We start from the raw sequence: 23,682 nt of genomic DNA, 5'->3' as shown, positions 1-23,682 counted from the left end.
CCCCCCCCTCGCCCCCGGCACGGATCACATCGTCCATCCGTACGAGATCGCGCTCGTACGCCGCGCCGATCCGCCGCGGGCGGCGACACGACAGGCTCGTCAGTGCCCGGACCGCCCCGAGCAGGCCCGGGCACCACCAGCCGTGTCGAGAGGAACCCGCCATGCCGACCACCGATTTCGCCCCGGAACGCCGCCGCATGCTCCCCATGCTGGGCACCGGCGCCGCCGTAGCCGGGCTCGGCGCCCTCGCTACCGCGACCCCCGCCGCCGCCGCGCCCGAGGACCTGTCGGCCGCCGCGTACGGCCCGGCCGGTTCGGTGGAGGACGAGCTGGCGATCAACCGCCTGCTGGAGACCTACCTCTTCGCCGTCGACACCAAGGACAAGACGGTCTTCCGGACCCTCTTCACCGATGACGCCACGCTCACCGTGATGGCCCACCCCGACGGCACCGCCGGCATCGTCAAGTCCGGCATCGAGGCGGTCGTCGCCAACCTCGACGGCGCGGCGGCCTGGGGCTACTCCACCCACGTCACGGCCAACGCCTACATCCGCGTCACCGGCCGGTACACCGCGACCGGCGACAGCCACGCCACCGCCCAGCTCGTCTACCCGGCCACCGCCACCGCCCCGGAGACCGTCGTCGTGCGCGGCATCCGCTACCGCGACGAGTACGTGAGGTCCGCGGGCGTCTGGAAGATCCGCAAGCGCGTCTTCTCCCCGCTCTGGCAGTACAACGGCACCGCGGTCCAGATCAACTACCCGAACTGACGCGACGGCCCCTGCGCCGCGTTCACCGTCCCCGGGTTCACCGTCCCCCGGTTCACCCCAGCCCGATGAGTCCCAGGCCGCGCGGGGCACCTCCCGCCGCACGCATGACACCATCGGTACGTGCTCGACATCGGCTACTCCCTCTCCCGGCGCTTCCCCGACCCCCCGCAGACCGACTACCGCTCTGCGGACGTCCACTCGCTGCGCCACGACCTGTTCTGCGGGGACGTCTACCTCGCCGACACCAACGCGGACCGGGAAGTGTCCACAGCCTGGGGATGGGTGCCCGTACTGGACTTCGCCTGGGCGCTGTGCGACATCGTCGAGCAGCTCGACCAGGACCCGCGCGGCAGCCGCGCGGCCAACCGGCAGTACGCCGAGATCGACTTCACCGAGTCCTCGGACCGCATGCTCTTCGAGCGCCGCTTCGGGTGGGTGGACGTCGAGGCCGACTGGATGCCGTCGGAGGAAGCCCCCCTCACCTTCAGCCACCGCCTGCTGCGCCGCGAAGCCCGGGACTTCCTTCACGACGTGATCGCGGACCTCATCGACATGCACGACGGCCTCGCCGACAACCCGGTCATCTGGACCCTCCAGTCCCGCTTCCCCCGCGTCGCGGCCTGACCCGCCGGGCTGCCGGGGACGACCGGCCGGTAGGGTCGCCCCCCTTCGGGTCCGCACGCCCGGAGTCCCCGTGAGGCACCCCCGACCATGACCGACCAACCCCCTGCCCCCGCGGCCGCCTCCACGGCCGAGGCCGCAGCCCGCGTACGACTCGACCGGGCGCTGGCCCGGCTGGCCGTCACCTTCCGCGGGATGACCGCCCCGGCCGACGAGGGCCAGTGCGACTGCCACTGGGGCAGCCCGGAGGAGCTCGCCCTGCTGAAGCTCCCCGGCACTGACCTCGACCCCGACCTCGTGCACCGCACCTGGAGCACCACCGACTGGAGGGACCACGGCGCCGTGCTGCGCCGCGTCCTGCCGCAGTTCGCCCGCGAGCTGACCGGCGGCCTCGGCGCCTACGCGTGGGACATCGACCGTGTCGGCAACTCGTTCCACTGCGCCGAGTGGCAGCAGTGGCCCGCGCCGCAGAGCGCGGCCGTACGGGAGTTCCTGCACGCCTGGTGGGCCCACACCCTCCTCACCCCGGACCCCGCCCTCCCCGCACGCGAGGTCCTCCAGATGTGCACCGAAGCCTCCGGCACCATCGGCCCCTGGCTCGCGGACTGGGAATCCCTCCGCCACCCGGTCGCCGACCAGCACCTCGCCGACACGGTCGACCACTGGGAATGGGAGCTCCTGTGTTACGCACTCCCCTGGACGACGTGGGTCTTCACCTCGGAATCGGACGAGGAGGTGGAAGCCGTACGGACGGAACTGACCGCCTGGCTCGCGAGCCGGGCGCCCGCACGCCTCCGCGCCCACGGCGCCCCCGAAGAGGTCCACCACACCGTGCGGCTGCTCGGCCTCGAGGATGCCGACCGCTGGAACGACCCGCACTGGCCGTACGCACCTGACGGGACCCGCCTGCCGGGACTCGCCTGACCGCGCCCGCTACGGAACCACCCTCAGCCCCACCTGCGCGGCCAGCGCCGGCGCCAGGTCGAACAGCTGCGCCGGGCTGATCACCGCCCCCGCCAAGGCGTCCACCCCCCGCGCGATCCCCAGCTCCGTCGCCTCCCGCAGGTCCACCTCCGTCATCCGCGCCCCCGAGAAGTCCGCCCCTCGCACCACGCAGTCCCGGAACTCCACCCGCTCCAGCACCGCACCCCCGAAGTCCGGCTCGACCAGCACGCACCCCTCGAAGACCACGTCCTTCAGCCGGGCCGTGCGCAGGTTCAGGTAGTCGATCTTCCCCCCGCGCACGAGCACCCGCTCCAGCACCGACCCGTGCAGCTGCACCCCGCCCAGCCGGGCGTCCAGCAGCTCCACGTCCCGCAGCGAAGCCCCCGCCAGGTCGGTCCCGACGCCCCGGACGCCGTCCAGCACCGAGTCCAGGAACCGGGCCTTGGCCAGCACGGTCTCGTCCAGCGCGCAGCGCCGTAGCGCACAGTCCACGAACAGGGACCCCCTCCCGTCCTGGCCCGCCAGCCCCGCGTCCAGGAACTCCAGCCCGTCGTAGTCCCCGTCCGGCTCCAGTTCCGCGTCCTCCCACGCGCTCAGCCCCGGCAGCCGCACCTCCGGCCGCCGCGCCGCCTTCACCGTCTGCTTCTGTCCGTTTCGCACCATCGCCCCATCCTGGCCGACCCCACCGACAACCCCACCGACCATCCCTTGACCTCAACCCCGCTTGAGGTCGGAGGCTGTCCCCATGACCACCACCAAGACCACGGCCACGGCCGCCACCCCGGCCCACACCCCGACCGCCCCCGGCGCCATGCACGCCGTCCGCCTCCACGCCTTCGGCCCCGCCGAGAACCTCTCCTACGAGTCCGTCCCCCGCCCCGTCCCCGCCCCCGGCCAGGTCCGCATCGCCGTCGCCGCCGCCGGCGTCCACCTCCTCGACACCGCTCTGCGCCGCGGCGTCCAGGGCCCGCCCGCGCCCCTGCCCGAGCTGCCGACCGTCCCCGGCCGCGAGGTCGCCGGCACCGTCGACGCGGTCGGCCCCGACACGGACACCGGATGGCTCGGGCAGACCGTCGTCACCCACCTCGGATTCGCCCCCGGCGGCTACGCCGAGTACGCCGTCGCCGACGCCGCCCGGCTGCACCCCGTCCCGGACGGCCTCGACCCCGCCACCGCCGTCGCCATGATCGGCACGGGCCGCACCACCCTCGGCATCCTCCAGTTCGCCGAGCTCGGCCCCGGCTCCGTCGCCCTGATCCCCGCCGCCGCGGGCGGCATCGGCACCCTGCTGGTCCAGTACGCCAAGCACGCCGGAGCCACCGTCGTCGCCCTCGCCGGTGGCCCCGCCAAAACCGCCCGGGCCACCGCCAACGGCGCCGACCTCGCCCTCGACTACACCGCCCCGGACTGGGCCGACACCCTCCGCGCCCACCACCCCGACGGCGCCACCGTCCTCTTCGACTCCGTCGGCGGCTCCGTCGCCCGCACCGCCCTCGGCCTGCTCCGCGACGGCGCCCGGCACCTCGTCTTCGGCTGGTCCGGCGGCCCGCTCGACCTCACCGACGCCGAACAGGCGGGCCTCGACGCCCGCGGCATCACCACGCAGTTCGTCCTCGGCCCCGCCATGCTCCAGCGGGCCGGCGGCGAAGACCCCCTGCGCCTCCTCGAAACCCGCGCCCTCGCCGAAGCCGCCACCGGCCGCCTGCGCCCGGCCCTCCAGCGCTACCCCCTCGCCGAAGCCGCCGCCGCCCACCACGACCTGGAAACCCGCGCCACCACCGGCAAGGTCGTCCTGGAACCCTGAGCGGCTACGCGCCCCCGAGCTCCGCCAGCGCCCCGTCGGTCAGCCGGTACACCGACCACTCGTCCTGCGGCCGCGCGCCCAGGGCCTCGTAGAAGGAGATCGTCGGCTCGTTCCACTTCAGGACCGACCACTCCAGCCGCTCGTACCCGCGCTCCACGCAGATCCGCGCCAACTCCCGCAGCAGCGCCTTCCCGTGGCCGCCGCCGCGGACGCCCGGACGGACGTACAGGTCCTCCAGGTAGATCCCGTGCACCCCGCGCCACGTCGAGAAGCTGAGGAACCACAGCGAGAACCCGACGGCCTCGCCCTCCTCCGTCACCGCGAGGTGCGCGAACGCCGCCGGCCGCTCGCCGAAGAGCGCCTCCCGCAACTGCTCCTCGGTGGCGCGCGCCTCGTGCGGCACCTTCTCGTACTCCGCGAGCTCGCGGATCATGGCGTGGATGACGGGTACGTCGCTGACGACGGCGCTACGGATCATGCCTGCACCCTACGAGCCACCGCGCCGGCCCCTCCCACTCCGCCCGTCCCGCCCCAGCAGCACCTCCGCGATCCGCAACTGCCGCCCCGTCGGCCGGTCCCCGTCCTCCACGTCCCACAGGCAGTTCTGCAGCACCCGCCCCAACGTCCACGCCCGCGCCCGTTCCCGGTCCGCACCCACCGCCTCCGCGAGCGCCTCGAACCGCCACCGCACCTCCCGCGCACGGAAGTTGTTGACCAGCGCCGGCAGCAGCTCGAACCCCGGATCACCGGCGAGCGGCTTCGGATCGATGGCCAGCCAGGGCTCGCGCCCGCCCGCCAGCACGTTGTCGTAGTGCAGGTCCCAGTGCAGTAGCCGGTCACCCGGCTCCCCCGCCACCTCCGCGAGCGCCGCCGCGCAGTCCGCGACGAGCCCCCGCTCCCGGCCGTCCGCCAGCTGCGCCAGCGCACCCGGCACCGCCTCCAGCATCGCCGCCGCCACGTCCCCGAGCCGCCGCAGCCCGGCCGGTGCGGGAACCGCCGACAGCCGGGCCAGCAACCCGCCGACGACCTCCACCGCCCGCCCGGAGTCCCGTACGGCCACCCACGACAGGTGCCGGCCCTCGTCGAGGCGCTCCAGCAGCAGCGTGCCGGTCTGCGCATCGTCCGCCAGCAGCCGTACGCAGCCCTCCCCGGCCCACGCGCGCAGCGCGAGCGCCTCCCCCGCGTTCTCCTCGTCCAGCGCCGGCAGTTTCAGCGCCGCCGCCGTCCCGTCGGCCCGCACCACCGGCAGCACCAGGGCCGTCACCCCGTACATCCCGGGCCCGGTCACCCGTAGCTCCCACCGCTCCAGGAACGAGGCCACCCGCGCGGGCAGCGCGTCGACGAACTCCCGCCCGGCGGCGCCGTTGTCCCGCACCTGCGCCCGCACGAACCGCGCGGGAACCCCGCCGAACCCCCCACCACCCGAGCCCCGCACACCGCCCGGACCACCGGCACCCGCGCCGCCCGCCACACCCGCCGTCCCACCGTCCATGGCCCGACCCTAGGGCCACGGGACCCGGACCGACGGGCCCAGCCCGGGCCCCCTAGACCGACGCCCCGATCCCGACACCCTTCAACGCCCGCGCGAACGCCCCCGCGTCGAACAGCGACCCGTCCCTCGACCCGACCGGCGCCCCCTCCACCAGCACCATCGGCGTCCCCTGCGCACCCGTCGCCTCGAAGCCCTTCTCGGCCTCGGCGACCCACCCCTCGTACTTCCGGTCCTTCACCGCCGCATCGAACTCCGCCCCGCGCAGCCCCGGCACCCGGTCCGCGATCCTCAGGAGCAGCTCGTCGGTGAACCTCCCCTTCGGCTGGCTGGCGAAGACCGCCGCGTGGAACTCCGCGAACTTCCCCGCGTCCGCCGACGCGCGCAGCGCGTTCACCGCCTTGACCGAACCGCTCGCCCCGCCCTTGTCCAGGAAGGACGCCAGCAGGTACTCGATCTTCACCTGCCCGGCCGCCGCCAGCTTCAGCAGCGCCTCCCCGCCGGCCTCCTCGAACCGCGCGCAGTGACCGCACTTGGGGTCCACCAGCACCTGCGCGGTTCGCGGCGCGTCCGGCTTCCCCACGACGATCTTCGCCCCGTCCACCGCCGCGGGCAGCCCCGCGAGCTGCCCGGCGATCGGACTGGTCCGCACCGGAACCTCGGAGGCGGCCACGGCCTTCCCCCCACCCGCCCCGGAACCGGAACCGCATCCGACGACCGCCCCGCCCAACAGGGCCACGGACGCGACGGCCGCGACCAGCCGCCCCGCCACCACAACCCGCACCATACGAACCAGTACCTCTCGCATAAAAACCTGACAAAATCCCCGCCCCACCCTAAGAAGGAGACCAGACCGCCCACATCAGCCATTCGGCCACCTCTCGGCCCCCAAAACCCGACGTCACGCCCCTGGACACCCCTCCACAACCCCGTGTACCAACTCCCCCATGACGATCAACGGCGGAATTTCCTTCTGGTACGCGACGGACGAAACCGCCCCCGCCCACCCACCCCGCGCCCCGCTCACCGGCAACACCACGGCCGACGTCGTCATCGTCGGCGGCGGCTACACCGGCCTGTGGACCGCGTACTACCTCAAGACCGCCGCCCCCGACCTGCGCGTCACCGTCCTGGAGCAGAAGTTCTGCGGCTACGGGGCCTCCGGCCGCAACGGCGGCTGGCTCTACAACGGCATCGCCGGCCGCGACCGCTACGCCGCCCTCCACGGCCGCCCGGCCGCCCAGCGCCTCCAGCAGGCCATGAACGAGACCGTCACCGAGGTCATCGACACCGCCGCCAAGGAAGGCATCGACGCCGACATCCACCGCGGCGGAGTCCTCGAAGTGGCCCGCACCCCCGCCCAGCTCTCCCGCCTCAAGGCCTTCCACGCCGCCGAACTCGCCTTCGGCGAGACGGACCGCGAGCTCTACGACGCCACCGACACCCGCGCCCGCATCAACGTCGCCGACGCCGTCGGCTCCAGCTGGACCCCGCACGGAGCCCGCATCCACCCCCTGAAGCTGGTCAAGGGCCTGGCCGCCGCCTGCGAACGCCTCGGCGTCGTCATCCACGAGTCCACCCCCGTCACGGAGATCGCCCCGCGCCGCGCCCTCACCCCGTACGGCACCGTCCGCGCCCCGTACGTCCTGCGCTGCACCGAGGGCTTCACCGCCGCCCTCAAGGGCCAGAAGCGCTCCTGGCTCCCGATGAACTCCTCGATGATCGCCACGGCCCCGCTCCCCCCGGAGACGTGGTCCCAGCTCGGCTGGTCCGACGCCTCCACCCTCGGCGACATGGCCCACGCCTACATGTACGCCCAGCGCACGGCCGACGACCGCATCGCCATCGGCGGCCGCGGCGTCCCCTACCGCTACGGCTCCCGCACCGACAACGACGGCCGCACCCAGCCCGCGACGATCGCGTCCCTCACCCACCTCCTCGAATCCTTCTTCCCGGCCCTCACCGGCGTGGAGATCACCCACGCCTGGTCGGGCGTCCTGGGCGTCCCCCGCGACTGGTGCGCCACGGTCACCCTCGACGCCACGACGGGCCTCGGCTGGGCCGGCGGCTACGTGGGCTCCGGCGTGGCCACGGCCAACCTCGCGGCCCGCACCCTCCGCGACCTGGTCCTGGGCGACAAGACGGACCTGACGACCCTCCCCTGGGTCAACCACCGCGTCCGCCGCTGGGAACCGGAACCCTTCCGCTGGCTGGGCGTCCAGGCCCTCTACGCCGCCTACCGCGAGGCGGACCGCCGGGAATCCACCACCCACACCCCGACGACAACCCCGCTTGCCCGCCTGGCGGACCGCATCTCGGGCCGCCACTGACGGACACGCAAAAGGCCCCGGGCAACCGCCCGGGGCCTTCCGCTTTCATACGAATCCCCTTGGTCACAAAGCCCCTGACCTGGGATGGAGCCCCCTGTCGGATTCGAACCGACGACCTACGCATTACAAGTGCGTTGCTCTGGCCGGACTGAGCTAAGGAGGCGTGGTGACTCTGTGCAAGGCACGGAATCGCCTTCACTCTACACATCGCCCCCACCCCTCAGCGAAGAACTTTCCGGTGTCCGGGGCCCCCGTCGGCGGCCCCCCTCACACCCCCGGATACCCCGCCCTCACCACCCTCGGGGCCACCGCCTCCAGGGGCAGGCCCGGGTTGAGGGCGTCAACCACCTCCTGTGTGAGGGGGAGCAGCGACCAGATGTGGCGGATCGCCTCCAACGGCAGGTCCGTCTCGTAGTAGTCCTCCGCGAAGTCCCGGTAGGCCTCCGGGGTGCCCGCCACGAGGAGCTCGAAGAGGTAGTCCGCGCCGTCCGGGTCGGACTTGCCCTCGGGGAACTCCACCTTGCCCGCGCGCCATTGCGCGTCGCCGGTCCCGCGCCAGAAGACGGCGGTGGCGTTGAGTACGCCGTCCACGCAGAACGCCGGCTCCGTCAGGTACGGCTCGAAGGCCTCCGGTATGCCCTCGGTCAGACCCGGCCACCCGTCCTCGTGATCGGTGTCCGCCCACGGGCTCATCACCGATTCGTGGTCGAAGCCGTGCCCGAAGACCCCGTCGGCCGTGAAGACGATCGCGTAGTCGTCGCCCGAGCCGTTGTCCATCAGTGCCGCTTCCTCGCCCGGGCCCCACTCCGGGTCGTAGGAGAAGTAGGCGTCGTCCTCTTCGCCGCTGATCACCAGTTCCAGCGCCGCCATCGCCCGGCAGCGGTCGCGCAGCGTCTCGATGTCGGGCAGCGCGCGGGTCACGTCGTAGATGGTCATGGTCGTGATCAAAGCAGCCGCCTCTGACAGCCGGACGGGGGCGGGGCGGACGTCGGGGAAGTCACTCCCGTCCAGGTGCTGACAGGAGCGGATCGGGCGGGTAGCGTCGGTCGGAGTCCAGTCCACTGGACTAGACCTTCCACTCGGATCGTCCGGCACGTTCCTGCCGGTAGAAGGGATTCATCACCATGGCTTCTGTCACTTTCGACAAGGCGACCCGTCTGTACCCCGGCGGCGACAAGCCCGCCGTCGACCAGCTCGAGCTGGAGATCGCGGACGGCGAGTTCCTCGTCCTCGTCGGCCCCTCCGGCTGCGGCAAGTCCACCTCGCTGCGCATGCTGGCCGGCCTGGAGGACGTCAACGGCGGTGCCATCCGCATCGGTGACCGCGACGTCACGCACCTGCCGCCCAAGGACCGGGACATCGCGATGGTGTTCCAGAACTACGCGCTCTACCCGCACATGTCCGTCGCCGACAACATGGGCTTCGCGCTCAAGATCGCCGGCGAGGACAAGGCCACCATCCGCAAGAAGGTGGAGGACGCGGCGAAGATGCTGGACCTGACCCAGTACCTCGACCGCAAGCCGAAGGCGCTCTCCGGCGGTCAGCGCCAGCGCGTCGCGATGGGCCGCGCGATCGTGCGCAAGCCGCAGGTGTTCCTCATGGACGAGCCGCTGTCGAACCTCGACGCCAAGCTCCGCGTGTCCACCCGCACCCAGATCGCCGCCCTCCAGCGCGACCTGGGCATCACCACCGTCTACGTCACCCACGACCAGGTCGAGGCCATGACGATGGGCGACCGCGTGGCCGTGCTGAAGGACGGTCTGCTGCAGCAGGTCGACACCCCGCGCAACATGTACGACCGCCCGGCGAACCTCTTCGTCGCCGGCTTCATCGGCTCGCCGGCCATGAACCTCGTCGAGGTCCCGATCACCGACGGCGGCGTGAAGTTCGGCGACAGCGTCGTCCCGGTGTCGCGCGAGGCGCTGTCCGCCGCCGCCGACGCGGGCGACCGCACGGTCACCGTGGGCGTGCGCCCGGAGCACTTCGACGTCGGCGACACGGGCGGTCTGACCATCACCGTCAACGTCGTCGAGGAGCTGGGCGCCGACGGATACGTGTACGGCTCGACCTCGCACTCCGAGGGCTCGCAGGACATCGTGGTGCGCGTCAACGGCCGCCAGGTGCCCGAGAAGGGCTCCACGCTGCACGTGATCCCGCGCGCCGACGAGATCCACGTGTTCTCGACCTCCTCGGGTGCCCGCCTCTCCGGCTGACCCGTCCGCGCGTAGCGCACGCGCACCGCACGCGCCGAAGGGGCGTCCCGTCAAGGGGCGCCCCTTCGGCGCGAGTTCCGGCGTGAGGTCCGGCAGATCGGGCCATTCGGCCCCAAGCGTCAACCCTTAATTCGAAAAGCCACGTCGAACCATCCCCCGACCGGGTGACTAAATGTCGCCATATCTTCACCGAGCGCTACTCTCGCCCTCGTGACCCACACTGCCCGCCGTATCGGCCGATCCCTCGCCCTGGTCCTGCCCGTCGTCCTGGTCCTGTCCGGGACCCTCGCGGTCACCATGGTCCCCTGGGCGGACAACACCCCCTCCCAGATCCTGACCGCGTCCGCCGAGGACGTCTCCGTCCCCGCGAAGCCGCGCGCCGCCCAGGACGTGCTGCGCGACAAGCTGTTGAGCGAGATCCAGCAGGGTGAGCAGCCGGGTGACGTCCTCACCCACCTCCAGCAGGAGGTCGACCGGCGGCCGTCCCTCGCCGAGCACTGCGTGGGGATCGCACGCGCCCTCGGGCGGGCCGCGGTGGACGCCTACGGGCCCACGAAGGCCCAGTCGTTCGCGCGGCCGGTGTGCGACACCGCGTACGCGTCCGGCGTCGCGTCCATGGGCTGACGGCCGCCGCCGCACGCCCTTCCGCACCCGGACACAACGAACATGACCGATTCCGAGCGTTCCGACCGACCCCACGCGGCCGCGTTCCCGGCTTCCCCGACCCAGGCGGTTGTCCTGGCGGGGGGCCAGGGTTCGCGGCTGCGGCCGTATACGGACGACCGCCCCAAGCCGATGGTGGAGATCCCCGGAACGGGGATGCCGATCATCGGGCACCAGCTCGCGTGGCTGGCCTCCGAGGGGGTGACGGACGCCGTGGTCTCCTGCGGACACCTCGCCGAGGTGCTCCAGAAGTGGCTGGCCGAGGCCCCGTTGCCGCTACGGGTGACCACCGTCGTGGAGAACGAACCGCTGGGCCGGGGCGGCGGCCTGAAGTACGCCGCCCGGCACCTCCCGCACCCCGACCGGTCCTGGTACGCGACCAACGGCGACGTGTGGACCCGCTTCTCGCTGCGCGAGATGGCCGCTTTCCACGCCGAACGCGGCGCCACGGCCACCCTGGCGCTCGCCCGGCCGCGCATTCCGTGGGGGGTGGTGGAGATCAACGAGTACGGTCACGTACTGGACTTCATCGAGGCGCCGCAGTCCCCGTACCCGGTCAATGCCGGCGTGTACGTCTTCGGACCCGAATTCGCCGCCCTGCTGCCGGATTTGGGCGACCACGAGCGTACGACCTTCCCGCGCCTGGCCCGCGAGCGGCGCCTCGCGGGCTTCCCGCTGCCCCAGGGGGCCTACTGGCGGGCCATCGACACCGCGAAGGACCTGACCGAGGCGGCACGGGAGTTGGCCGCGCAGAACGCCCTGTAGCGCCTCGGCGCGCATGACGAAGGGCCCGGCACGCTCTCGCGTGCCGGGCCCTTCGTCGTTCGCCGTGCGCCGTCAGCCGCCGAGGAGTCCCCCCAGCAGGTCGGGCTGCTCCGGTGCGGTGCTGCCCGATCCTCCCGTGGAGCCGCCGCTGCGCGTACCCGCGGAGCTGGCCGGGGGCTTCTGCGGGGTGGACTGGCGGGGGGTGCTGCGCGGGGTCTGGCTGCCGCTGCTGGTGCCGCGGGTCGCGGTGGGCGAGCCGGAGCCGGCCGTCGGGGAGCTCGAACCGGTGGCGCCGCGCCCGGTCTTGGCGGCCGGCGAGGAGGCTCCGGCCGAGGGCTGTGCGACCCGCTTCGAGGGGCTGGGGCTCACGGGCTGCTGCTTGGGGGTGCTCGGCAGCGGCCGCCCGGGCAGGTAGTTGCTCGGGGCCTCGCCCGGTCCGGGCACGGTGACCACGGTGGTGGAGCGGACCGCGCCGCCGAGGAGCGAGCCGATGAGCAGGGTGAGTCCGCAGATGACGCTGGCCATGACGGCTCCGCGGCGCAGGACCCGGCGGCGCAGCCGCCAGACCTCGGAACGCGGGCCCAGGGTGCGCCAGGCCTCGCTCGCGAGGCGGCCGTCCAGGGAGTAGACGGGGGCGCCCGCGATGATCAGCGGGCTCCAGGCGGCGAGGTAGATGATGTCGGGCGCGTCGTAGGCGGGGACGGTCTTCCAGCTCACCGTCATCAGCAGCGCGGCGGAGAGCAGGGCGCCGAAGCAGGCGGCGAACCGCTGCCAGAGGCCGAAGACCGTCAGCACGCCCACGATGACCTGGAGGAAGGCCACACTGAGGCCGGCGCCGACGGGGTGGGCCAGCGCGAAGTCGCGCAGCGGTTCGGCGAGCGCCCAGGGCTGCAGGGTCTGCAGCCAGGTGACCATGGAGCCGCGTTCGCCGCCGTCGAAGTAGACGGGGTCGCACAGCTTGCCCATGCCGGCGTAGATGGAGATGAAGCCGAGGAAGACGCGCAGCGGGAGCAGCACGACGCCGAGGTTCATGCGGCGGCCGGGGTAGTACGAGGCCTGCGCGCGGGCGTCGTTCTGCGCGCGGGCCTCGCCCTGGGCCCGGCGGGAGTCCGCGGATCCGCTGCCCTCGGAGTAGGCGGCGTCGTAGGCCTCGTGGGAGTGGGAGAGGCCTCCCAGCACGGGCTGCAGCCGGGTGTCGGTGTCCTCGGGGGAGCCGTAGCTGCGCTGGCCGACGACGGTCGGGGTGGCGAGGGTGTCGTCCGCGAGGTCGTGGGCGAGGTCGACGCGCGGGATCGTCTGGGTGGCCCCGCCGTCGTACTCGTCGCGGCCGTCGTGGGCGCGCCCGTGATCGCGTACGGCCTGGAGCAGGCCGCCCATGGCGGCGCTGGCGGCGGCGTCGCCGGGGGCGGACTTGCCGCTCCAGACGACGGGTCGGCGGCGGGCGGCTCCGGCTCCGGCGGCCGCGAGGGCCCCGCCGAGTGCCGGGGCGAGCCCCGGGGAGCCCAAGGGCCTGGGACGCGCGCTGGGGCTCGGTGCGAGCCGCACGCGGAAGCTGGCGTGGTTGACGATGACCTGTGCGGGGTCGCACGGCACCTTGACCATGCTCAGCGCGGGCTGGTCGTCGAACCCTGGCGTTCTGGTGTCCACACTCATCTAACCGAGTGATGAGTGTTTAGGACACTGCCTTGACATCAGGGATGTGTCCGAGACCCGTCAAATCAAGCCACCCCGCCCGTAGGGGGCGGGGTGGCACGCTCACGGGTCACGTCCGATGAGCCAAGTGGATCAAGCGGCGGTCGCCGTGGTGCTCAGGCGCGGCCGCGGGTGGCGCGGCGGCGGGAGGCCTCGTAGAGGACGACGCCCGCGGCGACACCGGCGTTGAGCGACTCGGCGCCGCCCGGCATCGGGATGCGCACGAGGTAGTCGCAGTTCTCGCCGACGAGGCGGCCGAGGCCCTTGCCCTCGGAGCCGACGACGATGACCACGGGACCGCCGAGCGCTTCGAGCTCGTGGACCTCGTGGGTGCCCTCGGCGGCGAGGCCGACGACGGTGATGCCGGCCTTCTTGTACTCCTGGATGGCGCGGGTCAGGTTGGTGACGCGCGAGACCGGCGTACGGGCGGCGGTGCCGGCCGAGGACTTCCAGGCACCGGCGGTCATGCCGGCGGCGCGGCGCTCGGGGATGACCACGCCGTGACCGCCGAAGGCGGAGACGGAGCGGACGATCGCGCCGAGGTTGCGCGGGTCGGTGACGCCGTCGAGGGCCACGATGAGGGGGTCCTCGTGGTTCTCGTACGCGGCGGCGGTGAGGTCCTCCGGGTGCGCGTACTCGTACGGCGGGACCTGGAGGACCAGGCCCTGGTGGTTGAGCCCGTTGGTGAGGCGGTCCAGCTCGGGGCGCGGGGCTTCCATCAGGTTGATGTTGCCGCGCTCGGCCGCGAGCTGGAGGGCCTCGCGGACGCGCTCGTCGTTGTCGATGAACTGCTGGACGTACAGGGTGACGGCCGGCACGCCGTCGCGCAGCGCCTCGAAGACCGGGTTGCGGCCGACGACCATCTCGCTGGTGCCCTTGGGGCCGCCGCGGCGCGGCGCGGGGCGGCGCTTGGCGGCCTGGCGGGCCATGGCGTTGCTGATGCGGTTGGCCTTGTGCTTCTTGCGGTCCTCGGCCTTGGGCGTGGGGCCCTTGCCTTCGAGGCCCTTGCGCCGCTGGCCACCGCTGCCGACCGTCGCGCCCTTCTTGTTGGACGTGCGGCGGTTCCTGCGCTGGCTGTTCCCGGCCATGACCTCTACCTGATTTCGTTGGTTCTGCGATATGTACGTATGAAGAGTGTGCCGCCCGGGATGCCGGGCGGCCCAATCTGAGTGCGCCAGTGGGACTGCGCCGGTGGGCTCAGCGGGGGCCGAGCGTCCATCGGGGTCCGGTGGGGCTGTCCTCGATGACCAGGCCCGACTGCTGGAGCTGGTCGCGGATGGCGTCGGCGGTGGCCCAGTCCTTGCGGGCGCGAGCGGACTCGCGCTGCTCCAGGACCAGGCGTACGAGGGTGTCCACGGCTCCGTGGAGGTCCTCCCCGCGGTCCGTCTCGCCGGCCCAGTGCGGGTCGAGGGGGTCGAGTCCGAGGACGCCCAGCATGGCCCGTACCTCCGACAGGCGGGCGATGGCCGCGTCCTTGTCGTCGGCGGCGAGCGCGCTGTTGCCCTGGCGGACGGTCGTGTGGATGATCGCGAGCGCCTGCGGGACGCCCAGGTCGTCGTCCATGGCCTCGGCGAAGGCGGGCGGCACCTCGGCGGCCGGCTCGACGGAGCCGCCGGCCTTCTCGATGACGCGCTGGATGAAGCCCTCGATCCGCGCGAAGCCGGACTCGGCCTCGCGCAGGGACTCCACGCTGTACTCGATCATCGAGCGGTAGTGCGGGGTGCCGAGGTAGTAGCGCAGCACGATCGGGCGCCAGACCTTGAGCATCTCCGAGACGAGGACGGAGTTGCCGAGCGACTTGGACATCTTCTCGCCCGAGAGGGTGACCCAGGCGTTGTGCATCCAGTACTTGGCGAACTCGTCGCCGTAGGCCTTGGCCTGGGCGATCTCGTTCTCGTGGTGCGGGAAGATCAGGTCGAGCCCGCCGCCGTGGATGTCGAAGGCGCTGCCGAGGTACTTGTGCGCCATCGCGGAGCACTCCAGGTGCCAGCCGGGACGGCCGCGGCCCCACGGGGTCTCCCAGTCGGGCTCGCCCGGCTTGGATGCCTTCCACATGGCGAAGTCGCGCGGGTCGCGCTTGCCGGAGACGCCCTCGTCGGGCTGGCGCAGGTCGTCGATGTTCTGGTTCGACAGCTCCAGGTAGCCCGGGAAGGAGCGCACGTCGAAGTAGACGCTGCCGTCGGCCTCGTACGCGTGGCCGCGCTCGATGAGCCCGCGCATCATCTCGATCATCTCGGGGACGTGGCCGGTGGCGCGCGGCTCGTACGTGGGCGGGAGGCAGCCCAGCGCGTTGTAGCCGTCGTTGAAGGCGCGCTCGTTCTCGTAGCCGATGGACCACCAGGGGCGGCCCTGCTCGCCGGACTTCCCGATGATCTTGTCGTCGATGTCGGTGACGTTGCGGATGAAGGTGACGTCGAGACCGCGGTAGGTGAACCAGCGGCGCGCGATGTCGAAGTTCAGGTACGAGCGGACGTGCCCGATGTGCGGAGCCGCCTGCACGGTGGCGCCACAGAGGTAGATCGAGACGCAGCCCGGAACGAGCGGGGTGAAGTCACGGATCTGCCGGGCGCTGGTGTCGTACAGGCGAATAGTCACGGCATCCAGGGTAGTGCGCCTGTAGCAGTGCCCCGCGACCCTTTCGGCACGCGGGGCCCGCTTTGTTGTCGAAGAGCCGCGGGAGCGGTGTGGGCGTACGGGGTACTAGGCCCGGTTCGTCCGGTACACGAGGGCCGTGGCGATGGCGGCGAGGCCTTCGGCGCGGCCGGTGAGGCCCAGTCCGTCGGTGGTGGTGCCCGACACGGAGACGGGGGCGCCCGCCGCTGCGGCGAGCGCCTTCTGTGCCTCTTCGCGCCGCTTGCCGATCTTCGGGCGTACGCCGATCACCTGGATGGCGATGTTGCCGATCTCGAAGCCCTCGGCGCGGACGATCCGGGCGGCTTCCGCCAGAAGGGTGACACCGGCGGCGCCGGACCACTCGGGGCGGGAGGTGCCGAAGTGCGCGCCGAGGTCGCCGACGCCGGCGGCGGAGAACAGGGCGTCGCAGGCGGCGTGCGCGGCGACGTCCCCGTCGGAGTGCCCGGCGAGGCCGTCCTCGCCCTCCCAGAGCAGGCCGGCGCACCACAGTTCGCGGCCGGTCTCGAAGGCGTGCACGTCGGTGCCGATGCCGACGAGCGGGATCAGCGGGGCGGGGCTAGTAGGCATCGGTGGCCCTCCGGCGGGCGAGTACGGCCTCGGCGAGGACCAGGTCGAGCGGGCGGGTGACCTTGAAGGCCTCTTCGTGGCCGGGGACCGCCACGACGGTGACGCCGAGCTGTTCCACCATGCCGGCGTCGTCCGTGGCGCCCTCGCCGTCGCCACTGAGTCGGGCCAGCTTCTCGTGCGCGAGGCGGAGCGTGGCGAGGTCGAAGCCCTGCGGGGTCTGTACGGCGCGCAGCCGGGCCCGTACGGGGGTGGAGACGACCGGCTCGGGCTCGCCGGGCCGCCCGGGCTCGACCTCCTTGACGGTGTCGGACAGCGGCAGCGCGGGGACGACGGCGAGTGCGCCGTCGCGGACGGCCTCGACGACGGAGTCGACGGTGTCGACGGGGACCAGGGGGCGGGCCGCGTCGTGGATGAGGACGGCCGTGATGTCGGCCGGGAGCGCGTCCAGGCCGGCGCGTACGGATTCCTGCCGGGTCTCCCCGCCGGGGACGACCAGGATCTGGGTGCGCTCGGGCAGCGCGTGCTCGTCGAGCATCCGGCGCACCTCGACGGTGCCGTCGGCCGGGGCCACGACGACGACGAGGGTGACCGCGCGGGAGCGCGCCATGGCGCGTACGGCGTGGATGAGCATGGGCGTGCCGCCCAGGGTCCGCAGGGCCTTGGGGGCGCCGGGACCGAGACGGACCCCGCGGCCGGCGGCCGGGATCACCGCGGCGGTGCGGTGGGGGCGCGATTCGTCAGACATCAGTAGCTCCGAGCCAGGTTTGTGACTTCGGCCGACATGGGTATGGCCTGAAGGGTGCCGGGTGCGACGCCCTCGCCCCTTCCGTGACGACCGGTCGAGTCGGCTGCCCGGACCCGGCACGCCAGTGATGCCGCGAGTAATGCACGGCCCGGTGTGTGACGGGCCGTGGTGTACGGGCATGGGTGCAGACATGCCGCAGCGCCCGGCAACAAGTCTCCTTGTCATCGGGCACCGCGGCACAACTGTGTACGACGAGGCGTACGAATGATCGCGTCAGGACGCGAGCACTTCGTCGAGGAGGGCCTCGGCCTTGTCCTCGTTGGTGTTCTCGGCGAGCGCGAGCTCGCTCACCAGGATCTGACGCGCCTTCGCGAGCATGCGCTTCTCACCTGCGGAGAGCCCACGCTCACGCTCACGACGCCACAGGTCACGCACAACTTCGGCGACCTTGATGACATCGCCAGAAGCGAGCTTTTCCAGATTTGCCTTGTAGCGCCGGGACCAGTTCGTCGGCTCTTCTGCGTACGGTGCACGAAGCACCTCGAAGACCCGGTCCAGCCCGTCCTGGCCGACTACGTCGCGAACGCCTACGAACTCCGCATTGTCCGCAGGGACGCGAACGGTCAGGTCACCCTGGGCGACCTTGAGCACCAAGTAGGTCTTGTCCACGCCTTTGATCTGGCGAGTTTCGATGGCCTCGATCAGCGCGGCCCCGTGATGGGGATAGACCACGGTGTCGCCAACCTTGAACGTCATGTGACAGGTACCCCTTCCGTGGCTATCCAGGGTAACACGAGAATCGACCGTTATGAATGGCGTTTTCGCAGGTCAGGGCCCATCTCAGGGCTTGACAACAGCGACAGGAACGTGCTGCGAGAGGCTTCTGGAAGGGGGTATTCGCAGGTCGGAGGCGCTGTGCGGACCAGCCGAAACGGCTACGTTACACCCGCCCGGGACCCCCGACGATGTGGCGTACGTCCCGTTTTGACGGTTTCCGGCGCGGGAAACCGAACTACTCCGTTCGACTGGCGGCCACCCGCACGGGGCCCGTTCCGGCCCAATCCGGAATTGATCACCGGGCGGTGTTCGATGAAATCCGGAAATTGATCACCGGAGCCGCGCCTGCCTTTGCGAGCGGGCCTTTTGCGAATGAAAGATCACCCGGCCCCGGCGGGGCGGTGACGGAACCCGCCGGTACGAGGCGGGTTCCCCTTCGAGGGCCCGGCCGGGGCCCGGCCCCACACTGCGGAGGGTCGGGTGCGGGGGCAGGGCGGCGGCTCGGTAACCTAAGCGCGCTGACACATCCTTAGAGCGGCTTTACTTCGCCGTTCCGAGGCGTCCACCCTTCCCTTCCGTACGTCCAAGGAGTTGCCTCCCCCGTGAGCCGCAGCCTTCGACGCGGCGCCCTCGCCGCCACCGCCGCCGCCTTCTCGCTCGTCTCGCTGGGCGCCTGCGCCGCGGGCCACGACGCGCCGACTCTCCAGGTCAAGCCGGACAACGCCGCCGTGACCAAGGGCGACATCAAGGTCCAGAACGCTCTGGTGATCACCCAGGAGAAGGACAAGAAGGGCCCGGCCGCGGTCTCCGCGACGGTGTTCAACAACGGCACCAAGGAGCAGACGCTCGACGCCATCACCCTTCCGGGCAGCAAGGCCGTCGTGACGCTGAAGCCCGCGGGCAGCGGCTCCAAGGTGGTCATCCCGGCCGGAGGCTCCGTCCTCCTGGGCGGCAAGGGCAACGCCTCCGCCGTGATCGCGGGCGGGGAATCCGTCGTGGACGGCAACGTCCAGAAGATCGTCTTCCAGCTGAGCACCGCGGGCGACGTCGAGCTCGAGGGCTTCGTCGTCCCGGCCACGGGCATGTACGAGGCCTACGGCCCGACCGCCGCCCCGGTCGCCGGCGCCACGCCGTCGGGCAGCCCCTCGGCTTCCCCCTCCGGTTCCACCTCGGCCACGCCGTCCGGTTCCCCGGCCGCCTCGGCCTCGCACGGGGCCGGCGCGTCCGGATCGCCGTCCACCGGCACCGGTCACTGAGGCGCGCAGCACCGTACTCAACGGGAACGGCCCCCGTCCGCTCGATGCGGACGGGGGCCGTTCCCGTGTTTTCCGAGGCGGTTTACGGCTCGAACTTGTAGCCGAGACCGCGGACCGTGACCAGGTAGCGGGGGGCACCGGGATCGGGCTCGATCTTGGCGCGCAGGCGCTTCACGTGGACGTCCAGGGTCTTGGTGTCGCCGACGTAGTCGGCGCCCCAGACCCGGTCGATGAGCTGCATGCGGGTCAGTACGCGGCCCGCGTTGCGCAGCAGCATCTCCAGCAGGTCGAACTCCTTCAGCGGGAGGTCCACCTTGGCTCCCGAGACGGTGACCACGTGGCGGTCGACGTCCATCCGGACGGGGCCCGCTTCCAGGGCCGCCGGGGTGACCTCTTCCGGCTCGCCGCGGCGGCGCAGGACCGCGCGGATGCGGGCGACCAGCTCCCGCGAGGAGAAGGGCTTCGTGACGTAGTCATCGGCTCCTATCTCCAGCCCGACGACCTTGTCGATCTCGCTGTCCTTGGCGGTCACCATGATCACGGGGACGTTGGAGCGGCCGCGCAGCTGCCGGCAGACCTCCGTACCGGGCAGGCCGGGGAGCATCAGGTCGAGAAGGACGAGGTCGGCGCCGTTGCGCTCGAACTCGTCGAGCCCGTCGGGCCCGGTCGCGGCGATCGCGACCTCGAAGCCCTCCTTGCGGAGCATGTAGGACAGGGCGTCGCTGAAGGATTCCTCATCCTCGACGACGAGCACTCGGGTCACGGAAGGACCTCCGGGGCAGGGATGGCTGGTGCGGTGTGAGGTTCTAGCTGGGGTGGGCGGGTGCGGAGGCCGTCGCCGGGGCCGGCGCGGCCGCTTCGGGGAGTCGCAGGGTGAACGTGGAACCCTGGCCCTCCGAGCTCCAGACCGACACCTCCCCGCCGTGCGAAGCCGCTACGTGCTTCACGATCGCAAGGCCCAGACCGGTTCCTCCCGTGGCGCGGGAGCGGGCCGGGTCCACTCGGTAGAAGCGTTCGAAGATGCGCTCGCGGTCCTTTTCCGGGATGCCGATGCCCTGGTCGGTCACGGCTATCTCGATCAAGTCTCCACCCGGCGCGGTGACCCGGCGCGCGGCGATGCCGACGCGGGTGCGGGCAGGGCTGTAGTTGACGGCGTTCTCGACCAGGTTTCCGAGGGCGGCCGCGAGCTGCCCCCGGTTGCCCCATACCCGCAGGTCGGCGGTGCCGCCGGCGGCCATGGTGATCTGTTTCGCGGAGGCCGTGTGGCGGCAGCGGTCTATGGCCTCGGCCACGAGCGTGTCCACACGGACGGGTTCCGCGTCCTCCAGGGGGTCGTCGTTCTGTACCCGGGAGAGGTCGATGAGTTCTTGTACGAGGTTGATGAGGCGGGTCGCCTCGATCTGCATGCGGCCGGCGAACCGGTGCACGGCCTCGGGGTCGTCCGAGGCGTCCATGACGGCCTCGGAGAGCAGGGAGATCGCGCCGACCGGGGTCTTGAGCTCGTGCGACACGTTCGCGACGAAGTCGCGGCGCACGGCCTCGATGCGGCGTGCCTCGGTGAGGTCCTCCACCAGGAGGAGCACCAGGCGGGAGCCGAGCGGGGCGACGCGCGCCGAGACGGCGAGGGCCTCGCCGCGGCCGGTGCCGCGCCGGGGCAGGTCGAGCTCGACCTGGCGTATCTCCCCGTCGCGCCGGGTGTCGCGGGCCATGTGGAGCATGGGCTCCACGGCGAGCTTGCCGCCGCGGACCAGGCCGAGGGCATATGCCGCCGAGCTGGCCTTGACGACCGCGTCCCCCTCGTCGAGCACGACGGCGGAGGAACGGAGCACGGAGAGGACGGTGTCCACTCCCGGTGGGAGCACCGCGTTGATGTCGGGGCGCATGGAGCTCCGGGTGGGGCGGGCTTGGTCGCGCTCGCTCCAGCGGAACGCCAGCATCGCGATCACACCGGTGCAAAGACCGGCGATCGCTGCAGCTGCGGCGACCGCCGCGTTCACGTCCATGACTCCAGGTTAAGCAGGCGGGAGGACACTTCCACAGCCGTTCGGGTGGCACCTCGAACAGTCGTCGCCCAGAGTTCACCCTGGCGACCGTGCTGATTCACTTGGGATGCCGGAGTCGGTCGCGTTCGGGGTTCACCGTGGCAACGTGGGGCCGAGGGGCCGCACCGGCCCGCGCCCCGGGCAGTACTTGCAGTAGGCAGTAGTAGGTCGTAGTAGGTCGAGAGAGGGACACGAGACATGCGTGACGCGTACCACGAGGAACTGGACTCGATCGGTGAAGGCCTGGTCGAAATGGCCCGGCTGGTCGGCTCCGCCATCGGGCGGGCCACGACCTCCATGCTCGACGCCGACCTGAAGCTCGCCGAGAGCGTCATCGCCGCCGACCAGAAGGTGGACGACCTCCAGCACGACCTGGAGGCCCGTGCCATCGCGCTGCTCGCGCGCCAGCAGCCGGTCGCCACCGACCTGCGCATCGTCGTCACCTCGCTGCGCATGAGCGCCGACCTGGAGCGCTCCGGCGACCTGGCGCAGCACGTGGCCAAGCTCGCTCGGCTGCGCTTCCCGGACACGGCGGTCCCGCGCGACCTGCACGCGACCATCCTGGAGATGGGGCAGCTCGCGCAGCGGCTGATGGCGAAGGCCGCCGAGGTCATCATCACGAAGGACGTCGACCTGGCGCTCCAGCTGGAGCAGGACGACGACGAGATGGACCAGCTGCACCGCACGCTGTTCCAGCACCTGATGGACGACCGCTGGAAGCACGGCATCGAGACGGCGGTCGACGTGACCCTGCTGGGCCGCTACTACGAGCGCTTCGCGGACCACGCGGTGTCGGTCGCCAAGCGCGTGGTCTACCTGGTGACGGGCGAGCACGCGGACGAGCTCCAGGCACCCACGCAGGTCGAGGGCGTCTGAGCCGGAGGGCCGCCGGGGGCTGGACCGACGCCGGGGGCTGGATCAACAACGAGCCCCCAATGCGCCGTTGACGCGGGAGCCCGGCTGGGCATGAATGAGGGCGAAGGCACAACGCCTACGAGGAGGATCCATGTCCGATTCCCCCGTCCCCATCACCCCGGAGCAGGAAGTGCAGCCCCCGGAGGGCCTGCGCCTGCGCTTGCCCCTGCTCGCGGCCTGCGGCTGCGGCTCGGGCTGCGGCTGCGGCTGCCAGTCCGGCGCCCCCTGCCAGTGCGGCGGCTGAGGCCACCCGCCTGGTCACCCGTACGCGAAGGGCCCCGTCCGACACCCGTCGGCCGGGGCCCTTCGCAGCGGTCCGTAGAGAAGGAACTCGAAACGGAGAGGGAGGCGTGCGGAGATGAACCGCGGGATCGCCGCACGCGGGGCGCCGGGCGCAGGCGTCACCGCTTCAGAGCCCGGTACCGCCTGAGCAGTGCGGTGATCTTCGCGTGGTCGGCCGCGCCGTTGAGCTCGGTGAGCAGGTCGTCCGGGCACAGCTCGTAGTGGTCGCCCCACCAGTGGCGCCCCTTGTTGTCCCAGATCCGGTAGCCGCCAGGCACCCCCCTGGCCACGTAGCGCCGCCGGCTCACGCCCGTACTCCCATGTCTCCCCCTGGTGTCCCCCGCCGGTGCGGTCCCCGGCGCACCCGGAATTCTTCCCGGTCGGCCGTCTCCTGCACGACCGAGATTTCGCCGAAGGGCGGACGAAGGCGCGTCTTCGCCGTCACATCCCGGGGATGTCGTAGCCGGGGTCCGGGTGCTGACGCGGGGTCCACCACTCGGTGAGGCCCCACACCCCGAGCGCGAGCGCGGCCAAAGCGGCGACCGCGGCGGCCCAGGGCGGCAGCCGCCTGATGGTCAGGGTCCAGGCGACGAGCGGCACCAGCGCGCCGCCGAGCAGGATGAGCGGCAGGTCGGCGTAGAGCACGCTCAGGTCGCGGGCGTGGGACTCGAATCCGCCGTCGATGCTGAACGCGGCGCGCGGCGCCCAGACGACCAGCCCGGTCACGGCACCGAGGCCGGCGAAGAAGTACCCGGCCCGGCGCTCGGCCTCCGGCTTCATGCCGGTCCGTCCGGGAGAGTTTGTGGTCATGCCCTCAGGACGCGGCGGCTCGGCACCCGGTTGCAGGGGCCCGGGTCCGGGGCAGACGAATGCCCCTGGCCGGCGCCGTGTGCGCAGGCCAGGGGCATGGTCGCTGGTGCTACTTCTTCTTGCCCTGGGTCTGGCGGGCCCGTTTTCCTGCCCTGGTCAGAGGCCTGGGCACCCCGCCTGACCTGCTGCCGAGCGGTCATCGTTGGTCGTTGTCCGTCGCCCCCGGTCCCCCTCGCAGGGCCCAGAGAGGGCCCAGGAATTGGGCCCCGGCCGATGCTGGCCTGCCTTCTCAACTCCCACGTAGCGGCTTGTCGCTTGTCTTGTCGCTTGTCTTGTCGCTTGTCGCTTGTCGTCCTTGTATT

26 protein-coding genes and 1 tRNA gene are annotated in these 23,682 nt (G+C 71.9%); 11 read left to right on the top strand and 16 right to left on the bottom strand.

The window, feature by feature from the left end:
- Nucleotides 1-161: 161 nt before the first annotated feature.
- From ACE1OC_RS22520 to ACE1OC_RS22510, 3 genes are all read left to right on the top strand, one after another.
- A complete protein-coding gene (locus ACE1OC_RS22520; protein WP_407838510.1) occupies nucleotides 162-770 on the top strand; it encodes a nuclear transport factor 2 family protein in 609 nt (202 codons plus the stop codon).
- 120 nt (nucleotides 771-890) lie between these two features.
- Nucleotides 891-1,394: a hypothetical protein gene (locus ACE1OC_RS22515; protein ID WP_407838509.1), complete on the top strand. Its 504-nt coding sequence runs from the start codon at nucleotides 891-893 to the stop codon at nucleotides 1,392-1,394.
- Nucleotides 1,395-1,481: 87 nt separating this feature from the next.
- Complete coding sequence (locus ACE1OC_RS22510) at nucleotides 1,482-2,315, top strand: hypothetical protein (RefSeq protein WP_407838508.1); 834 nt, start codon at nucleotides 1,482-1,484, stop codon at nucleotides 2,313-2,315.
- Between the two features lie 9 nt (nucleotides 2,316-2,324).
- Here the strand turns inward: ACE1OC_RS22510 and ACE1OC_RS22505 are convergent, their stop codons facing one another.
- A complete protein-coding gene (locus tag ACE1OC_RS22505; RefSeq protein ID WP_407838507.1) occupies nucleotides 2,325-2,999 on the bottom strand; it encodes a pentapeptide repeat-containing protein in 675 nt (224 codons plus the stop codon).
- 148 nt (nucleotides 3,000-3,147) lie between these two features.
- Here ACE1OC_RS22505 and ACE1OC_RS22500 point away from each other — a divergent pair, with 148 nt between their 5' ends.
- Nucleotides 3,148-4,140: a zinc-binding dehydrogenase gene (locus ACE1OC_RS22500; RefSeq protein ID WP_407841640.1), complete on the top strand. Its 993-nt coding sequence runs from the start codon at nucleotides 3,148-3,150 to the stop codon at nucleotides 4,138-4,140.
- A 4-nt stretch (nucleotides 4,141-4,144) separates the two neighbouring features.
- Here ACE1OC_RS22500 and ACE1OC_RS22495 read toward each other — a convergent pair whose 3' ends face one another.
- Genes ACE1OC_RS22495 through ACE1OC_RS22485 form a run of 3 tightly spaced genes read right to left on the bottom strand, consistent with a single transcriptional unit; the run spans nucleotide 4,145 to nucleotide 6,416 of the window.
- On the bottom strand, nucleotides 4,145-4,618 hold the full coding sequence (locus ACE1OC_RS22495; RefSeq protein ID WP_407838506.1) for a GNAT family N-acetyltransferase: 474 nt from the start codon (nucleotides 4,616-4,618) through the stop codon (nucleotides 4,145-4,147).
- Nucleotides 4,619-4,627: 9 nt separating this feature from the next.
- Nucleotides 4,628-5,632, bottom strand: a complete 1,005-nt coding sequence (locus ACE1OC_RS22490; protein ID WP_407838505.1) for an aminoglycoside phosphotransferase family protein — start codon at nucleotides 5,630-5,632, stop codon at nucleotides 4,628-4,630.
- Between the two features lie 52 nt (nucleotides 5,633-5,684).
- Nucleotides 5,685-6,416 carry a DsbA family protein gene (locus tag ACE1OC_RS22485; RefSeq protein ID WP_407838504.1) on the bottom strand — a complete coding sequence of 244 codons (732 nt, stop codon included), beginning with the start codon at nucleotides 6,414-6,416 and terminating at the stop codon, nucleotides 5,685-5,687.
- Nucleotides 6,417-6,576: 160 nt separating this feature from the next.
- Here ACE1OC_RS22485 and ACE1OC_RS22480 point away from each other — a divergent pair, with 160 nt between their 5' ends.
- Nucleotides 6,577-7,959 (top strand): NAD(P)/FAD-dependent oxidoreductase, encoded by a 1,383-nt coding sequence (locus tag ACE1OC_RS22480; RefSeq protein WP_407838503.1) that lies wholly within the window; start codon nucleotides 6,577-6,579, stop codon nucleotides 7,957-7,959.
- 85 nt (nucleotides 7,960-8,044) lie between these two features.
- Here ACE1OC_RS22480 and ACE1OC_RS22475 read toward each other — a convergent pair.
- Both ACE1OC_RS22475 and ACE1OC_RS22470 read right to left on the bottom strand, forming a co-directional pair.
- Nucleotides 8,045-8,122, bottom strand: a tRNA-Thr gene (locus ACE1OC_RS22475).
- Nucleotides 8,123-8,226: 104 nt separating this feature from the next.
- On the bottom strand, nucleotides 8,227-8,895 hold the full coding sequence (locus tag ACE1OC_RS22470) for a hypothetical protein (protein WP_407838502.1): 669 nt from the start codon (nucleotides 8,893-8,895) through the stop codon (nucleotides 8,227-8,229).
- A gap of 188 nt (nucleotides 8,896-9,083) precedes the next feature.
- Between ACE1OC_RS22470 and ACE1OC_RS22465 the strand changes: the two genes are divergently transcribed.
- The 3 genes from ACE1OC_RS22465 to ACE1OC_RS22455 all read left to right on the top strand — a co-directional run bounded on the left by ACE1OC_RS22465 (nucleotide 9,084) and on the right by ACE1OC_RS22455 (nucleotide 11,600).
- Complete coding sequence (locus ACE1OC_RS22465) at nucleotides 9,084-10,172, top strand: ABC transporter ATP-binding protein (protein ID WP_250744565.1); 1,089 nt, start codon at nucleotides 9,084-9,086, stop codon at nucleotides 10,170-10,172.
- A 210-nt stretch (nucleotides 10,173-10,382) separates the two neighbouring features.
- Nucleotides 10,383-10,796: a hypothetical protein gene (locus ACE1OC_RS22460; protein WP_274548314.1), complete on the top strand. Its 414-nt coding sequence runs from the start codon at nucleotides 10,383-10,385 to the stop codon at nucleotides 10,794-10,796.
- Between the two features lie 42 nt (nucleotides 10,797-10,838).
- On the top strand, nucleotides 10,839-11,600 hold the full coding sequence (locus tag ACE1OC_RS22455; protein ID WP_407838501.1) for a nucleotidyltransferase family protein: 762 nt from the start codon (nucleotides 10,839-10,841) through the stop codon (nucleotides 11,598-11,600).
- Nucleotides 11,601-11,672: 72 nt separating this feature from the next.
- Here the strand turns inward: ACE1OC_RS22455 and ACE1OC_RS22450 are convergent, their stop codons facing one another.
- The 6 genes from ACE1OC_RS22450 to ACE1OC_RS22425 all read right to left on the bottom strand — a co-directional run bounded on the left by ACE1OC_RS22450 (nucleotide 11,673) and on the right by ACE1OC_RS22425 (nucleotide 17,994).
- Nucleotides 11,673-13,253, bottom strand: coding sequence for a DoxX family protein (locus tag ACE1OC_RS22450; RefSeq protein ID WP_407838500.1), 1,581 nt, complete (start codon nucleotides 13,251-13,253; stop codon nucleotides 11,673-11,675).
- A 155-nt stretch (nucleotides 13,254-13,408) separates the two neighbouring features.
- Nucleotides 13,409-14,380, bottom strand: a complete 972-nt coding sequence (gene rlmB, locus ACE1OC_RS22445) for a 23S rRNA (guanosine(2251)-2'-O)-methyltransferase RlmB (RefSeq protein WP_388507618.1) — start codon at nucleotides 14,378-14,380, stop codon at nucleotides 13,409-13,411.
- A 109-nt stretch (nucleotides 14,381-14,489) separates the two neighbouring features.
- Nucleotides 14,490-15,887 carry a cysteine--tRNA ligase gene (gene cysS / locus ACE1OC_RS22440; protein WP_382980057.1) on the bottom strand — a complete coding sequence of 466 codons (1,398 nt, stop codon included), beginning with the start codon at nucleotides 15,885-15,887 and terminating at the stop codon, nucleotides 14,490-14,492.
- A 105-nt stretch (nucleotides 15,888-15,992) separates the two neighbouring features.
- The gene (gene ispF / locus ACE1OC_RS22435; RefSeq protein WP_250744571.1) at nucleotides 15,993-16,493 is read right to left on the bottom strand and encodes a 2-C-methyl-D-erythritol 2,4-cyclodiphosphate synthase; all 501 of its coding nucleotides are present in this window, start codon (nucleotides 16,491-16,493) and stop codon (nucleotides 15,993-15,995) included.
- Nucleotides 16,483-17,238 carry a 2-C-methyl-D-erythritol 4-phosphate cytidylyltransferase gene (gene ispD / locus ACE1OC_RS22430; protein WP_407838499.1) on the bottom strand — a complete coding sequence of 252 codons (756 nt, stop codon included), beginning with the start codon at nucleotides 17,236-17,238 and terminating at the stop codon, nucleotides 16,483-16,485. Before ispD ends, ispF begins: the two co-directional genes overlap by 11 nt.
- A gap of 273 nt (nucleotides 17,239-17,511) precedes the next feature.
- Nucleotides 17,512-17,994, bottom strand: coding sequence for a CarD family transcriptional regulator (locus tag ACE1OC_RS22425; RefSeq protein ID WP_003953493.1), 483 nt, complete (start codon nucleotides 17,992-17,994; stop codon nucleotides 17,512-17,514).
- Nucleotides 17,995-18,617: 623 nt separating this feature from the next.
- Between ACE1OC_RS22425 and ACE1OC_RS22420 the strand changes: the two genes are divergently transcribed.
- Nucleotides 18,618-19,271, top strand: a complete 654-nt coding sequence (locus tag ACE1OC_RS22420) for a DUF461 domain-containing protein (protein ID WP_407838498.1) — start codon at nucleotides 18,618-18,620, stop codon at nucleotides 19,269-19,271.
- Between the two features lie 82 nt (nucleotides 19,272-19,353).
- On the opposite strand, the gene ACE1OC_RS22415 is transcribed toward ACE1OC_RS22420, so the two are convergent.
- Both ACE1OC_RS22415 and ACE1OC_RS22410 read right to left on the bottom strand, forming a co-directional pair.
- Entirely contained in the window at nucleotides 19,354-20,034 is a 681-nt protein-coding gene (locus ACE1OC_RS22415) for a response regulator transcription factor (RefSeq protein ID WP_086575133.1), read from the bottom strand.
- A gap of 43 nt (nucleotides 20,035-20,077) precedes the next feature.
- Entirely contained in the window at nucleotides 20,078-21,274 is a 1,197-nt protein-coding gene (locus ACE1OC_RS22410) for a sensor histidine kinase (RefSeq protein ID WP_407838497.1), read from the bottom strand.
- A 237-nt stretch (nucleotides 21,275-21,511) separates the two neighbouring features.
- On the opposite strand from ACE1OC_RS22410, the gene phoU reads away from it, so the two are divergent.
- Both phoU and ACE1OC_RS22400 read left to right on the top strand, forming a co-directional pair.
- On the top strand, nucleotides 21,512-22,189 hold the full coding sequence (gene phoU, locus ACE1OC_RS22405; RefSeq protein WP_030858619.1) for a phosphate signaling complex protein PhoU: 678 nt from the start codon (nucleotides 21,512-21,514) through the stop codon (nucleotides 22,187-22,189).
- A gap of 130 nt (nucleotides 22,190-22,319) precedes the next feature.
- On the top strand, nucleotides 22,320-22,472 hold the full coding sequence (locus tag ACE1OC_RS22400; protein WP_250744575.1) for a hypothetical protein: 153 nt from the start codon (nucleotides 22,320-22,322) through the stop codon (nucleotides 22,470-22,472).
- 157 nt (nucleotides 22,473-22,629) lie between these two features.
- Here ACE1OC_RS22400 and ACE1OC_RS22395 read toward each other — a convergent pair whose 3' ends face one another.
- Both ACE1OC_RS22395 and ACE1OC_RS22390 read right to left on the bottom strand, forming a co-directional pair.
- The gene (locus ACE1OC_RS22395) at nucleotides 22,630-22,818 is read right to left on the bottom strand and encodes a hypothetical protein (RefSeq protein WP_250744577.1); all 189 of its coding nucleotides are present in this window, start codon (nucleotides 22,816-22,818) and stop codon (nucleotides 22,630-22,632) included.
- 133 nt (nucleotides 22,819-22,951) lie between these two features.
- Nucleotides 22,952-23,320, bottom strand: a complete 369-nt coding sequence (locus tag ACE1OC_RS22390) for a hypothetical protein (protein WP_407838496.1) — start codon at nucleotides 23,318-23,320, stop codon at nucleotides 22,952-22,954.
- Nucleotides 23,321-23,682 lie beyond the last annotated feature (362 nt).

The organism is Streptomyces stoeckheimensis (assembly GCF_045822005.1).
GTDB classification, from domain to species: domain Bacteria; phylum Actinomycetota; class Actinomycetes; order Streptomycetales; family Streptomycetaceae; genus Streptomyces; species Streptomyces stoeckheimensis.
The sequence above is the reverse complement of the archived record's forward strand: the minus strand, read 5'-3'. Positions and strand labels throughout refer to the sequence as shown.